At 62.9% G+C, this 13,783-nt stretch carries 16 protein-coding genes; 6 read left to right on the forward strand and 10 right to left on the reverse strand.

What is annotated here, in order from left to right; translation table 11 throughout:
* Positions 1-3: 3 nt before the first annotated feature.
* From OCA5_RS11985 to OCA5_RS11995, 3 genes are all read left to right on the forward strand, one after another.
* A complete protein-coding gene (locus tag OCA5_RS11985; protein ID WP_012562776.1) occupies positions 4-2,205 on the forward strand; it encodes a xanthine dehydrogenase family protein molybdopterin-binding subunit in 2,202 nt (733 codons plus the stop codon).
* Between the two features lie 241 nt (positions 2,206-2,446).
* Positions 2,447-4,489: a threonine--tRNA ligase gene (thrS, locus tag OCA5_RS11990; protein ID WP_012562775.1), complete on the forward strand. Its 2,043-nt coding sequence runs from the start codon at positions 2,447-2,449 to the stop codon at positions 4,487-4,489.
* Positions 4,490-4,623: 134 nt separating this feature from the next.
* The gene (locus tag OCA5_RS11995) at positions 4,624-5,187 is read left to right on the forward strand and encodes a nitroreductase family protein (RefSeq protein ID WP_012562773.1); all 564 of its coding nucleotides are present in this window, start codon (positions 4,624-4,626) and stop codon (positions 5,185-5,187) included.
* An 82-nt stretch (positions 5,188-5,269) separates the two neighbouring features.
* Here the strand turns inward: OCA5_RS11995 and OCA5_RS12000 are convergent, their stop codons facing one another.
* On the reverse strand, positions 5,270-6,331 hold the full coding sequence (locus OCA5_RS12000; RefSeq protein ID WP_012562772.1) for a hypothetical protein: 1,062 nt from the start codon (positions 6,329-6,331) through the stop codon (positions 5,270-5,272).
* Between the two features lie 218 nt (positions 6,332-6,549).
* Between OCA5_RS12000 and OCA5_RS12005 the strand changes: the two genes are divergently transcribed.
* Positions 6,550-7,593, forward strand: a complete 1,044-nt coding sequence (locus OCA5_RS12005; protein ID WP_012562770.1) for a patatin-like phospholipase family protein — start codon at positions 6,550-6,552, stop codon at positions 7,591-7,593.
* A gap of 67 nt (positions 7,594-7,660) precedes the next feature.
* On the opposite strand, the gene OCA5_RS12010 is transcribed toward OCA5_RS12005, so the two are convergent.
* The gene (locus OCA5_RS12010) at positions 7,661-8,089 is read right to left on the reverse strand and encodes a CBS domain-containing protein (protein WP_012562769.1); all 429 of its coding nucleotides are present in this window, start codon (positions 8,087-8,089) and stop codon (positions 7,661-7,663) included.
* Positions 8,090-8,255: 166 nt separating this feature from the next.
* A complete protein-coding gene (locus OCA5_RS12015; protein ID WP_042200972.1) occupies positions 8,256-9,005 on the reverse strand; it encodes a rhomboid family intramembrane serine protease in 750 nt (249 codons plus the stop codon).
* 544 nt (positions 9,006-9,549) lie between these two features.
* Between OCA5_RS12015 and OCA5_RS12020 the strand changes: the two genes are divergently transcribed.
* Both OCA5_RS12020 and OCA5_RS12030 read left to right on the forward strand, forming a co-directional pair.
* Positions 9,550-10,119, forward strand: coding sequence for a PAS domain-containing protein (locus OCA5_RS12020; RefSeq protein ID WP_013913209.1), 570 nt, complete (start codon positions 9,550-9,552; stop codon positions 10,117-10,119).
* Positions 10,120-10,327: 208 nt separating this feature from the next.
* The gene (locus OCA5_RS12030) at positions 10,328-10,753 is read left to right on the forward strand and encodes a hypothetical protein (protein ID WP_013913210.1); all 426 of its coding nucleotides are present in this window, start codon (positions 10,328-10,330) and stop codon (positions 10,751-10,753) included.
* A gap of 127 nt (positions 10,754-10,880) precedes the next feature.
* Here OCA5_RS12030 and OCA5_RS12035 read toward each other — a convergent pair whose 3' ends face one another.
* The 7 genes from OCA5_RS12035 to OCA5_RS12060 are packed head-to-tail and all read right to left on the reverse strand — an operon-like array spanning position 10,881 to position 13,762.
* Positions 10,881-11,462, reverse strand: coding sequence for a TIGR02594 family protein (locus OCA5_RS12035; protein WP_012562765.1), 582 nt, complete (start codon positions 11,460-11,462; stop codon positions 10,881-10,883).
* A 35-nt stretch (positions 11,463-11,497) separates the two neighbouring features.
* A complete protein-coding gene (locus OCA5_RS12040; RefSeq protein ID WP_012562764.1) occupies positions 11,498-11,800 on the reverse strand; it encodes a hypothetical protein in 303 nt (100 codons plus the stop codon).
* Positions 11,784-12,218, reverse strand: a complete 435-nt coding sequence (locus OCA5_RS12045) for a hypothetical protein (RefSeq protein WP_012562763.1) — start codon at positions 12,216-12,218, stop codon at positions 11,784-11,786. Before OCA5_RS12045 ends, OCA5_RS12040 begins: the two co-directional genes overlap by 17 nt.
* Positions 12,215-12,619 (reverse strand): hypothetical protein, encoded by a 405-nt coding sequence (locus tag OCA5_RS12050; protein WP_013913211.1) that lies wholly within the window; start codon positions 12,617-12,619, stop codon positions 12,215-12,217. The genes OCA5_RS12045 and OCA5_RS12050 overlap by 4 nt, the downstream gene beginning before the upstream one ends.
* Positions 12,616-12,807: a hypothetical protein gene (locus tag OCA5_RS12055; protein ID WP_012562761.1), complete on the reverse strand. Its 192-nt coding sequence runs from the start codon at positions 12,805-12,807 to the stop codon at positions 12,616-12,618. The genes OCA5_RS12050 and OCA5_RS12055 overlap by 4 nt, the downstream gene beginning before the upstream one ends.
* A complete protein-coding gene (locus OCA5_RS19285) occupies positions 12,804-12,968 on the reverse strand; it encodes a hypothetical protein (RefSeq protein WP_012562760.1) in 165 nt (54 codons plus the stop codon). Before OCA5_RS19285 ends, OCA5_RS12055 begins: the two co-directional genes overlap by 4 nt.
* A complete protein-coding gene (locus OCA5_RS12060) occupies positions 12,965-13,762 on the reverse strand; it encodes a glycoside hydrolase family 19 protein (protein WP_012562759.1) in 798 nt (265 codons plus the stop codon). Before OCA5_RS12060 ends, OCA5_RS19285 begins: the two co-directional genes overlap by 4 nt.
* Between the last annotated feature and the right edge of the window lie 21 nt (positions 13,763-13,783).

The following is a 13,783-nucleotide window of genomic DNA, read 5'->3' on the forward strand; positions in this document are numbered from 1 at the left end:
CTCATGAATTACATGGATCGCAACGGCAAGATGATCGGCGGCCCCGTCAACCGTATCGAGGGGCCGAAGAAGGTGAGCGGCCGCGCCGTCTATACGTCCGACCATCATTTCCCCGGCATGCTCTATGCCGTACCGGTGCCAAGCACCATCGCAAGCGGCACCATCACCACGCTCGACACTTCCGAGGCGGAGAAGATGCCGGGCGTGCGTCTCGTGCTGCACGCCGACAATATGATGAAGCTCTATCGCGTCTCGAATCCGAAAATCATGATCGACGAGAAGCGCCCGCCGTTCGCCGACAAGGAAGTGCGCTATTACGGCCAGTATGTCGCCGCCATTGTGGCCGACACGTTCGAGCAGGCGAGCGCCGCCGCAAACGCCATCAAGGTGAGTTACGCCGCAAAGCCGTTCGACGTCAGCGAACATCTCGAGTCGAACAAGCTCAAAGCGGAAAGCGAGCGCGGCAACGTGGAGCAGGCATTCGCCTCAGCCCCGGTGAAGATCGACGAGACCTACATCACGCCGACCGAAACCCATGTCGCGATCGAACTGCACGCCACGCTTGCAACCTACGAGCACGGCGCCTTTACGATCTACGAGGCCAGCCAGGCGGTGGTGAATGCGCAGGCGGTGGCGATGGCGGGCCTCGGCGAGCCGAAGGAAAACATGCGCATCGTCTCGCGCTTCATCGGCTCGGGCTTCGGCAGCAAGCTCTGGCCGTGGCCGCATTTCTTCGTGGCAGCGGCAGCCGCAAAACAACTCGGCAAGCCAGTGAAACTTGTGCTCAGCCGCAAGATGAACTTCCAGTCGGCCGGGCATCGGCCGATCACGCAGCAGCACATGCAATTGGCAGCGACGCAGGACGGCAAGCTCGTCAGCGTCAACCACGATTATCTCAACCATACTTCGGTGTCGGACAATTATCACGAGAACTGCGGCGAGGCGACGCCGTTCCTCTACTCGGTGCCGAACCTGCGGGTGCGCACCGCGCTGGTGAAGCGCAACGTCGGCACGCCGACCTCGATGCGCGGCCCCGGCGCCGTGCCCGGCCTGTTCGCGCTCGAATCCGCGATGGACGAACTTGCGATCAAGCTCAAGATGGACCCGGTGCAATTCCGCCTCATCAACGAGCCGAAGGTCGACGAGAGCAGCAACCTGCCCTTCTCCTCGCGCCACATGGTGGAATGCCTCAAGACCGGCGCGGACAAATTCGGCTGGAGCAAACGCACGCCGGGCGTCGGCTCGATGACGCGCGACGGCAAAATTCTCGGCTGGGGCATGGCCGCCTGCTCGTGGCCTGCATTTCGGATGCCGACCGAAGCCGCAGTCGAACTGAAGTCGGACGGCACCGTGCGCGCCGTCTGCGCAACGCAGGATATCGGTACCGGCACCTACACCGTGATCGCCCAACTCGTCAGCGAGGAGACCGGCATCCCCCTCGACAGAATCGAGGTCGTGCTTGGCGACACCGATCTGCCGCCGGGTCCGTTCTCGGGTGGCTCCGCTGCCACAGCGTCTGTCATCCCGGCAGTGTTGCAGGCGGTGCGTCAGGCGAAGAAAGCCGCAATCGATCTTGCGATCAAAACCGAGAACTCGCCGCTTCTGAACCGCAAGGCGGGTGAAGTAGAATTCGTCGGCGGCGCGATTGGCGCAGGGAGCGAGCGGATCGCGTTCGATCGTGCCATCGAAATGGCAGGCTCTGCTTCCGTCTCCGGCCACGGCAAGAGTCCGGGCGGCTTCAATGATCCGCTGAAGAAGAAGTATTCGCTGCATTCCTTCGGCGCGCATTTCGTCGAGGTGAGCTGGCAGCCGGAGATCGCACGGCTCCGCGTCGAGCGTGTTGTCACCGTGATCGACGGCGGCCGCGTCATCAACCGCAAGACCGCCGCCAACCAGATCGAGGGCGCGGTGGTGATGGGCGTCGGCATGGCGCTGTTCGAGCACACCTGGTACGACCCGCGGAACGGCGCGCCGATCAACAGCAACCTCGCCGACTATGTGGTCGCGACCCACGCCGACTCACCGGAGATCGACGTCACCTTCCTCGATCACCCCGATACGATTTTCAACGAACTCGGGGCGCGCGGGTTGGGAGAAATCGGCCTCGCCGGCGTCGCCGCCGCCATCACCAATGCGACCTATCACGCCAGCGGCGTGCGCGTGCGCAAGCTGCCTGCGATGATCGAGGATCTGCTGGCTGTCTGATGATCTTCACCTCTCCCCGCCGGGGAGAGGTCGGATAGCCATAGCGCGTCGATAGCGCGCGCTGGCTATCCGGGTGAGGGGGATTCGATGCTTATTTTGAGCGCCGAGCCCCTCACCCCCAGCCCTCTCCCCGCAAGCGGGGAGAGGGAGTCAAACCTTTGCCCGCGGCGATTCCGCTGCTATATCCCTCTCCTATTGCTTACCTGCGCCCGTTCGCAGGAGTGAGCCACAGGAGAGCACTATGTCTGAAGATACGCCCGCACCCGGATTCCAGTTCGGCCTCGCCAACCTCAAAGCAGTCGAACACGCGGCGAAAGTCACCATCACCTTCCCCGACGGCGCCAAGCGCGAATTTCCCAAAGGCATCTCCGGCTTCGAGATCGCCAGGGGCATCTCGCCCTCGCTTGCCAAGCGCACCGTGGCCATGGCGCTCGACGGCGTCGTCTCCGACCTCGCCGATCCGATCGAGCAGGATGCCACGCTTGAACTCATCAACCGCGACGACCCGCGCGCACTGGAGCTGATCCGGCACGACTGCGCGCACGTGCTCGCCGAAGCCGTGCAGACGCTGTGGCCCGGCACGCAGGTGACGATCGGCCCCGTGATCGAGAACGGCTTCTATTACGACTTCTTCCGCAACGAGCCGTTCACGCCGGAAGACTTCGCCGCCATCGAGAAGAAGATGCGCGAGATCATTGCTCGCGATGCCCCCTTTACCAAGGAAGTGTGGACGCGCGACGACACCAAGAAAGTGTTCGCCGACAAGGGCGAGGCCTTCAAGGTCGAGCTCGTCGATGCGATCCCGGCGGACCAGTCGATCAAGATCTACAAGCAGGGCGAGTGGTTCGACCTATGCCGCGGCCCGCACATGACCTCAACCGGCAAGATCGGCAACGCCTTCAAGCTGATGAAGGTCGCGGGTGCATACTGGCGCGGCGACAGCAACAATCCGATGCTGACGCGCATCTACGGTACGGCGTTCGCCAACCAGCAGGCGCTCGACGCCTACCTCAAGCAGCTTGAGGAAGCCGAGAAGCGCGACCATCGTCGCTTGGGGCGCGAGATGGACCTCTTCCACTTCCAGGAGGAAGGCCCCGGCGTCGTGTTCTGGCACGCCAAGGGCTGGACGGTGTTCCAGGAGATCATCGCCTATATGCGCCGCCGCCTCGCCGCTGATTACGACGAGGTCAACGCGCCGCAGATGCTCGACAAGTCGCTGTGGGAGACCTCCGGGCACTGGGAGTGGTATCGCGAAAACATGTTCGCGGCGCAGTCCGCCGGCGACGAAGCCGAGGACAAGCGCTGGTTCGCGATCAAGCCGATGAACTGCCCCGGCCATGTCCTGATCTTCAAGCACGGGCTGAAGAGCTATCGCGAACTGCCGATCCGCCTTGCCGAGTTCGGCGTCGTGCATCGCTATGAGCCGTCAGGCGCGATGCACGGTCTGATGCGCGTGCGCGGCTTCACGCAGGACGATGCGCACATCTTCTGCACCGAGCAGCAGCTCGCCGAGGAATGCCTCAAGATCAACGACCTGATCCTCTCGACCTACGCCGATTTCGGCTTCGAAGGCGAGCTCACGGTCAAGCTCTCCACCCGCCCCGACAAGCGCGTCGGCTCGGATGCCGCGTGGGATCACGCCGAGAGCGTGATGACGACCGTGCTGGAGCAGATCAAGGCAAAGTCCGGCAATCGCATCACCACCTCGATCAATCCCGGTGAAGGCGCCTTCTACGGGCCGAAATTCGAATACGTGCTGCGCGACGCCATCGGCCGCGAATGGCAGTGCGGCACCACGCAGGTCGACTTCAACCTGCCGGAGCGGTTCGGCGCGTTCTACATCGACGAGCATTCCAACAAGGTCGCGCCGGTGATGGTCCATCGCGCGATCTGCGGCTCGCTCGAGCGTTTTGCCGGCATCCTGATCGAGCATTATGCCGGGCACTTCCCGCTCTGGCTCGCGCCGGTGCAGGCCGTTATCACCACCATCACGTCGGATGGTGACGATTACGCTCGCGAGGTGTTCGAGGCCTGCCGTGCCGCGGGGTTGCGTGTCGATATCGATCTTCGCAACGAGAAGATCAACTACAAGGTGCGCGAACATTCGCTGGCAAAGGTCCCCGCCCTGCTCGTCGTTGGCAAGAAGGAAGCCGAGACGCGCGCGGTCTCGATCCGCCGCCTCGGCAAGGAAGGCTCGAGCGTGGTGCCGCTCGATGAAGCGCTGAAGGCCCTCACCACGGAAGCAATTCCGCCGGACGTGAAGCGCGTGAAGGGCCTTGCTTAGGGCAATTCCATGATGAAATCGTCGTGCCCGGCTTTATGCCGGGCATCCACGTCTTATCTTGGTTTTGTCACGCGAAAACGTGGATGGCCGGGACAAGCCCGGCCATGACGAAACACATATTCTGGATGCCGTGAATGCCCGACGCACTTGAACTTTTGAAAACCCGCCGTTCGCTCAAGCCCATGGAGATGACGGGCCCCGGCCCCAATGCCGCCGAACTCGACACCATTCTCACCATCGGCTCACGCGTGCCAGATCACGGCAAGCTGTCGCCCTGGCGCTTTATCGTATTCGAGGGCGACGGCCGCGATCGCGCGGGCGAAATTTTCGCAAAACTGTTCGCGCAGAAGAATCCGAAGGCGACGCCGGACCAGGTCGACAAGGAACGTACGCGGTTCTCGCAGGCCCCGCTCGTGATCGCGGTTGTGAGCAAGACTGTCGAGCACTTCAAGGTGCCCGCGTGGGAGCAGGAATTGTCGGCCGGCGCGAGCGCGATGAACATCGTTCACGCCGCGACTGCGCTCGGCTACGTCTGCGACTGGGTCACGGGCTGGATGGCCTTCGACCGCGATGCGATGGATGCGCTTGGCCTTGCGCCGAATGAAAAGATCGCGGGCTTCATCCATATCGGCAAGCCGACACGGACGATCGAGGATCGCCCGCGTCCACCGCTCGATCAGATCGTCACGCGGTTCTAAGGCAGAGTTGCTTGGAAGATGCATTGCCGGGTCAGCCCGGCAATGACAGGTCTCGAAGCAGGAATGACGAATCTGCTTCCCCTCAGCGGATCAGCACTTCGACTTCACCGTCGACCCCGTTCTTCACCTCGAAGTCGCGCTCGAACACCTTGCCTTCGTTCTTGGCGATGGCGCGATATTCGCCCTCGGCAAGCATCACGCGCGGAAACGCACCGGTCGATTCCTTGATGACGTCGCCTGCAGGCGTAATCACCGACCACGAGGTGTTGGCGAGCGCTTCGCCGCCCTTCTCGCCGACAAGCTTCAGCGTGATCACCGCGGCGCGGTGCGTGACGACGACGTCGGTGAGCTTCGCCGCCTGCACGCGAATGTCGGAGCGGACGATGGAGTTGGCGTCGCCGTAGTTCGAAACGAGATAATAAATTCCGGCCGGCAGCATCAGCACGTCGCCCGCGGGGATGTTCTGCGCGATCGGCGCGCGGTCGCCGGTGCCGATCTCGAACTGGCTGCCCTTGTAGACCGAGAACACGATCTGGCCTTGCGGGATTTTGGACGTGCCGACACGCCCCTCGATCCGCAATCCGCCCGCGGGAAGTTCGAACGTCTCGCGTGCCGTCTCATCCTGCTTCACGGTCAGCGAATGCACGTCGCTGACAAGACCAAGGCTCGCATGCACGACATAACCACCCGGTGGCAGCGGTATCGTCGGACCCGCGGCATGCTCCTCGCGGACGAGTTGCATCGCGCCGTTGAGACTCGGCTTGTCGGAATAGATCCGCCAGACCAGTCCGCCATTGATCACCGGCAGATCCTTGCCGAAGCGGGCCGACAGAGCGAGCGATCCTTGCGGCGCGGCCTGTGCCGACGGCGGCGGGATGAGCGGCGGCTGCACAAGCTGCGCCGGAAGATCCGGCGGCACGGGAAGTGCGGACGGCGGTGCGAGGCTGATCGCGGGGCTGGATGGCTCGGCCTCGGGAATACTCGCCGGCGGAACCGGCGCCGGATTGTCACCGGGGAACTGGGCATGGGCAGGCGCGCCGAGCAGCATTCCGGCCAGCACGACAGGCAGGCAGGCGCGCCCCACGCGCGCGCCAAGACCCCTCATGCATCCTGCGACAGGACTGCCATGCCGGATTGTCATCATGGCGTTAGCTTCTTCCCCGAAAAGGCGGCAAATTCAAGCCTCTTGGGCCACCGGCGGCCCTCGCCTTCCTGCGGTTGCGAACATATCTGGATAAAACGTCCCGCTTCAGTCACATTCCGGCAATATCCCCCGTTTGCCTGCGGACGAACCAGCCTGCGGGCGTGTGGATGCGTGTCCCCAAGCTGGCAGGCAACGGCAATCATCGGGAGATTTGAGCGTTGCTCGAAGTTCTGAAAGGAATCAGCGACAGGCTCGTGCCCGAGGAGAAAAGCGAGCCTGCTGCTCCCTCTCCCCGGCCGCGGCCAAAGATCGGCCTCGCGCTCGGCGGCGGTGCCGCGCGCGGTTTCGCCCATATCGGAATTCTCCGCACCCTGCTCGCCAACAACATCGTGCCGGACATCATCGCCGGCACCTCGATCGGAGCGGTGGTCGGCGGCTCCTACGCAGCCGGGCATCTCGACGCTCTCGAAGAATGGGCGCGCCATCTCGGCCCGCGCAGCGTGTTCGGCTATCTTGATCTTCGTCTCAACGGCTCGGGCCTGATCGGCGGCGACAAGCTCGCCGCGCAGCTCAGCGCGACCTTCGGCCACACCAGCATCGAGTCGCTGCCGCTGAAATATGCGGCCGTCGCCACCGAGGTGAAGACCGGTCACGAAATCTGGCTCACGCATGGACGACTCGTCGATGCGATGCGTGCCTCCTACGCGCTGCCGGGCATTTTCGCATCCGTGCTGATCGGTGACCGCTGGCTCGTCGATGGCGCGCTCGTCAATCCGGTGCCAGTGTCGGCGGCGCGGGCACTCGGTGCGGAAATCGTGATCGCCTGCAACGTCTCCACCGATATCACCGGCCACGGCACCATCATCTCGCATGGCACGCCGGAGGAGCAGCAGGAGTCCGAGCCTGCGCCGGAAAAGAAGCGGTTCGGATTCTTCTCCGCCGAGCGGACGATGAAGCGCGAATTCTTCGGCACGCCGGACCGCCCCGGCATTTCCACCGTGATGGTGGATGCTTTCAACATCATGCAGGATCGCATTACGCGCGCACGCCTCGCGGGCGATCCGCCGGACGTGCTGATCTCGCCGCGCGTCGGGCGGATCGGCTGGTTCGATTTCCATCGCGCGGAGGAATGTATCGCACTCGGCGCGCGTGCAGCCGAGCGCGCCGTCGAATCGGTTCAGGACGCCATCACCATGCTGGCGCCGGATGCGGCTATCGCCCCGGCGGACGTCAGCGTGCCGCCCGGCACCGCGCAGACATGAATCGCAACATGAGGCGCGCCCAAGGGCGCAGCCTCATGCCAAGGGCAAAGCCTCATGCGATGGATCGTCAGGCGGTCTTGATGTAGTCGCGCAGCACTTCCTGCTCGTGCTCGAACTCCTTGACGCGCCACTTCACGATATCGCCGATCGAGATCAGGCCGACGACGCGATCGTTCTCCACCACCGGCAGATGGCGGAATTTGCCGTTCGTCATCTTTTCCATGATCGAGGCGGCGGTATCGGCGCGCCTGCAGGTCACGACCTTGCGCGTCATCACATCACCGACCGGCTCCTGGAGTGCCTCTGCGCCGCGCTTGGCGAGGACGCGCACGACGTCACGCTCGGACAGGATGCCTTCGATGTGGTGGTCTTTCATCACCAGGACTGCGCCGATATGCCGCGAGCTCAAAAGTGCGATGGCCTCGGAGAGAGTCGCATCCGAGTGGATGCTGATGACCTCGAACCCCTTGGTACCGAGAACTGCCTGAACCGTCATCGTCAGCGCCTCCTTATCTATGCGATCGCATTCTGGTACGCGCGATCTTGCCACCAGTCAGACCAACCCGCCGAGCCGCGATTTGGTTGCATCACCGGCGAGGAGTCTTCCGGTCTCGATTGTGAAATGATGGATCAATGCGGCTGCCACCGCAAGGGAAAGAAAATCAGACGTCGCGCGACGGCGGGTTTTCGCCTGAAGGAAACTCGGCGGACGATAAGTTTGCCGAATCGGCGTTGGCGCGCGGGACGGGATCGAACAGCGAGAACAGCAGAAGTCCCGCAAGGAACCCGCCGACATGCGCTTGCCATGCGATACTTTGTTGCGACTCCAGGCCGATTTCAATCGCGCCGAGGCCGGTCATGAGGTCGAGCACGAACCAGATTCCGAGAAAGGCGAGCACGCGGCCGTTGCGTAGCGCCTGCGACAGGGGCAACGCCGGAATGCGTGCAGCCTCATCGGCATCGTGGCTGCGACCAAATGACAGGAAGCTGCCGCGCTGAAACGCAAAGCGCAGCGACGCCGCCATGGTGCCGGACACCGCGGCCGACGCGCCGATCATCGGCGCGAGTTCGCCGACATGCGTCAGCAGATGCACGATCGCACCCGCAATCGAGGCCACAGCGAAGAACAGGAAGAACCGCATGCCACCGAAGCGACGCGCCACCGCGCTGCCAAACGGCAGCATCCACAGCATGTTGAAACCGATATGGGTGAGATCGGCATGCAGCAGCGAATAGGTGACGAAGCTCCAGACCCCGGCGCCGATCCCGCCCGGAATCTGCTCGGCCATTAGCGTCGCCTCGTAGCGCGCGGGCACGAAGCCGAACGTCCAGATAATTTCCTGATCGATCTCGGCCGGCAGCAAGGCACGCAGCGCGTGAATCCCGAACAGAACGACCAGCAGAAGCGTCATCGGACGCGGCAGCGTCAAAATCGGTTCACGGGTGCGTTCGGGGGGTGCCAGCAATGATTTTGACCTGGTTCGCCCGGATCGCGAGGGACCAAGGCCAGTCCTTCAGATACGGGTTCTGGGTCCTAGCGCAAGCAATGAATGCGGCGGAAGGGCGAAAAAGCGAGCCGGGAACGAAAAAGGGGAGAACCTGACCGGTTCTCCCCTGATCGGCGACAGCCATTTGCGAAGGAAATTCCCCACCCCTTCCCGCACATTGGCCGATCTGCGACAGCCACCCGTTATTCAACTTGGTCTTCAACTTGAGGTCTGGAACTGCGGCGCTTCTGGAGAAAGTCGCCGCCGCCCGTGGAGTAAATCCATACTAGCCAGCATCCGGGAACGCTCAACTTCATAGTTAAATTAATCTTAACGCGACAAATATGGGCCTAAACTGGCCCGATCCGCCTTTCGGCATGGACGGTGCAACGATCCTTGCGCACTACTGCAAAAGGGCCGCGCGGCGTGCGGGTGCGAGACAGACCTGTCCCGCCCCTGGACCCGGCGGATGGGTTGGACCGTGAAGCATCCATCAAATCAGGAATTCTTCGCTTATTGGGACAAGGCGCGGGGGCACGCCGCCGCACCCGACCGCAACACCCTTGCCCCTGAGCCGATCCGCCACCTGCTCAGCGACATCTTCGTCCTCGCTTACGAGCCCTGGGCCGGATACCCGTTCCGCATCGCAGGCACCCGCCTTTGTGCGCGGCTCGGCCGCGACGTGAAGGGCGAAAGCTTCACCGCCCTTTTCACCGGCGAGGCCCATCGGGAGATGGAGGATCTGGTCGGCATCGTGGCCGAAGAAACACTGCCGACCGTGGCAGGCGTCACCGCGATGACGAGCGATGGCGGCCTCTTGCCCCTCGAACTTCTGCTGCTGCCTTTTTCTCCCCGCGCCCATACCCCGCTCAGCCTCACCGGCCAGATCGTGGCGCTGGGCGATGTAACGGGAACGCTGTCGCAGTTCAGCCTCACCTCCTGGCGGCATATCCAGCCGGACCCCGGTCCACGCGGCCCCCGCATCCTGCGAAAGATCGAAATCGCGCGCGGCCTCCTGGTCTATGAGGGACTGCGCTAGGCTCCGATTGTCGCTCGACCTGCGCCAAAAGCGATGGTTAGCGCGCTCTTATCGCACCCCAGGAGACGATAACTCCGCATTAATGCGAAACCATTGATTTCGTTAAAGTCGATGCGCCCAGACGGGTCCTTTGTGCGCCAGATGTTTTCGATGCGTTCCCTACGGAAGCCCGTTAAAATCGGGCTTTCCCGGCTCATGGAAACGATCGTTGAAGAGCATCCCTCGCCGTCCTCGTTGGCCCGTTTCCGGCGGTGATCGGAAAGCCCTCGCCAAGGCAATCCGCGAGGCCGATCACGCCTACTCGGTTAACAAGCTGAAGGCCGCCGAGGCGCGCAGCGCCGCCGCCCGCTTCGAGTGCGACGCATGGCACGCGCAGATATTCCAAGGCGGACCGATGTACCCCTCCCCGACCATGGAGGATGCCATCACGGCGGGTTACACGGGCGTCGACCTACAGTGCAAGCAATGCGGGACCACCAAGACAATCGACCTGGCGGCTATCCGAAGGCCACCGGACATGCCCATCGCCTCACTGGATGACACCGGCATAAGTTGCAAGACCTGCGGCCCGCAGCGATGGAAGCTTCGCGCGCGCCTGCTCGGCCTGCGCATGCCCTATAAGGCGACCCCTTAAACGCAAAAAAGGCCCCGCCGCCCTCAACGAGGGACAGCGGGGCCAGTCTAGGGAGGGGGCCTTTCGGCCCTACGTCAGCGGAGGCATCCGACGACGTTCGTTACGGCGCGCGGGCGGCGCGCCGATTTCAGTCTGCCGGCATCACGTAAGCGTAGACACGGCCGCGCGGATAAACCGCCTCGGCCACGCGCCGGTTGTGGTTGCCGGAAATGATGATGGGGTTGCCGTGAGCATCGACGCCGCTCACCACGCCAACATGACCGCCGCGGCGGCCGCGCGACATCACGGCGATCGCGCCGACCTGCGGGCCAGAGATGCGGCGCCCATAGCTCGCAAACGAGCGCGCCATATCAGATCCTGTGCCGCGGTATCCGGTCCGCTCGAGAACGTAGTTCATGAAGCGCGCGCACCAGAGATTGCGCCGGCCGTAGATCGCACCGTTGCCGATCTGGGTGCGGGCGTAAGCGACTATGCCGCCGCCACCGAATGACGTCGCGACGACGCGCCGATCGGGGACGCCCCGACGATCACTGCGGCTCGTGTTAATTTTCTCGACGGAAAAAGAGGTGCTGCCGCACACCGGATGCAGGACGGTGCCTGTCTCGACGCAGTGATTGACGGGCTGAGCCCGGTAATGCCGCGGGCGAGCTTCAGCAGTCGCGGAGACGCAGGCAAGCGCGAGCGCCGCCACCATAACGGTGCGGATCATGGGAGGTCCTTCGGTTGTTGGAGGGATGCGGAGGATTACCGCAGACGGCTTTCGTCGCGGATCAGTTCGAGCGCGACCTTGCAGGCCGTTAGGCTTGCCTCGATCTTTTCCAGCAGCTTGGTTTGCCGGCGCATATGCTCGGAAATTTCCGACAAATCCTCGATCGCGTCGTGCGCGGGCGCGATAAGCAGCCATTGCGGAACGGCTTCGGTTCGACTGTCCCGCACCCCGCGTGTGGCGGCAGTCCAGATGCCGTAGAACACGGCAGCCGCAACAGCGAACTGAACGATGATGAACGGCCCGAGGGCTTCAAACGCCTGCTTAGCCACCGCGTCCATGATGACCCCTCATCGCCAGTGCCCGGTAGATCGAGATCAGTTCGATCCATGTGAAAACAAAGTAGACCGGCGCACCGAGTGACGTGAGGTCATCGGGCGAAACCACGATCAGGCTGAGGAACATCTGCGACCAGATCAGCGCACCGATCGCTGCGCCTGCAGAGCGCATCCATGGCCCGACAGTTCGCCAATGCCCATTCGCGATAAGTGCAGCGACCCGGATCGCTCCTACGGCGATGAAGAAGGCTGCGATAAAATCACCTGACATACATCGCAGCAAATCATCAAGCGCACGATAGTCGCCGGGCACCGGCGCTGCGATAATCTGCAGGCCGATCCCGATCATGATCGATGCGGTTGCGACCTCGGAAATACGATTATCGAAGTGCCGCAAGATATCCCGGAGTGAACAGGTCATTTGCGCAATGCTCCCGTCACGATTTTCGCCACGCTCTCCGCGCCGCGCTTACCGAAGTAGAAGGCGACCACGAGATTTGCTGTGGTCTCGATCCAGCCACCAAGCGGATCGGTCGAACCCAGCCCGAGCACCTTGTCCCAGACAAGCAGCTTGGCGATGTAGATCGCCACGGCGTAGCCCATGATCTTCTCGGGTTCGTAGAAACGCCCGACGGTCGCAATTCTGATCTGCGCCTGCGCCTCGATTTCCGCGCGCTGCACCTCGAGCTCACGCTGCGCAAGGTCGGCTGCAATGCGATCCTTGTCGTTTCCGGCCGCGAGCTTGGCCTTGTAGCCATCGATTACGCCGTTGACGATTGGCCCGGACAGCAGCGACGCAAGCCACGACAGGATGGCGGTCATGTCCGCCATCCTCGCTTTTTCGCCAGTGCATAGAAGCCTTCGACAACCGCGGCGATCGCAAAGCCGATAGCCGCCGCGATGTCAGGATCGTTTGCGATCTGGTCGGCAATATCCTGCGGGATCAATGCGCGAATGACCAGGTAGCCGACCACATAGCGCAGCAGGATGCGGGAGATCGGCCCGATCATTTCTGCGCCGCCTCGACAATGGCCTTCGCCTTGGCGCGCAGCTTCTCGGCTTCCGCCTGCGCGCCGTTCACGATGACCTTGAGGCGGGTCCATGTGTAGATCGACGCGACGTAGCCGCCAACGAAGAGAGCGATGCTGAAGGTGATTTGAAGTCCACTCATGCTTGGTTCCTCCTGAAGATGTTCGCGATCGCCATGAAAAAAGCCGCCCAGACGGACGGCTTGGTGTCGTTCTCAATCACCGGCGCCGCCGGCGGCTTCGTGACCGGCGGGGCGAGCTCGATCTTCACACCCTGCAGGATGCCGGTGATGCGCACGAGTTGCGCTTGTCGCTCGGCAAGCCCATTTGTCCCGCCATTCCACGCCTTGACGCAGCCGAGGAAGTCGCCAGCGTCTGCGTAGCGGTTCATCCCCTTCCAATCCCAAAATGCTGCGGCGATATCCGGCTGCAGCGCGGCCTCGCAGGCCCGCTCCGGGCTCGAGACAAGATCAACGCCGATACGCCGGCCGATCTGATCGTAGCCATCCCGCCCCGTGATTTGCGGACCACCGCGGCCGATATAGCGTGAGCCGTCCGACGTGCCGGGCCGGTTACCCATCCGGTTGCCATAGATGTCGTCGAACGCCTTTTTCTGCCAGCCCGGCGCGGTGCCGTACTTGGCCTGCACAGCCGCTGCCGATGAAAATCGGTTATCCCACACCTGCGCCATTCGTGCCGCCGTGTAGTTGATGTTCTCCGTCAGGCCCTTCAGCGCGAAGCCCGATGTCTCCGCGTGAAGGTTGGCGAACAGATAGGCAAGGCGCTGGCGCGTTCCATCAACGCCGACGGCAGAGAGAACATCCTGCTTTTCGACGAATGCCTGCAGGATGTCTCCCGAGGCGCGCGGAAAGATTTTTTCCATGACATCGATCGGCACGCGAAAGAACTCGCGCGCCGGCGTGGCCGTGTTGGTCATCGATTTCTCCATGTGCAGCAA

Origin of the sequence: Afipia carboxidovorans OM5 (genome assembly GCF_000218565.1) — a bacterium.
GTDB lineage: Bacteria > Pseudomonadota > Alphaproteobacteria > Rhizobiales > Xanthobacteraceae > Afipia > Afipia carboxidovorans.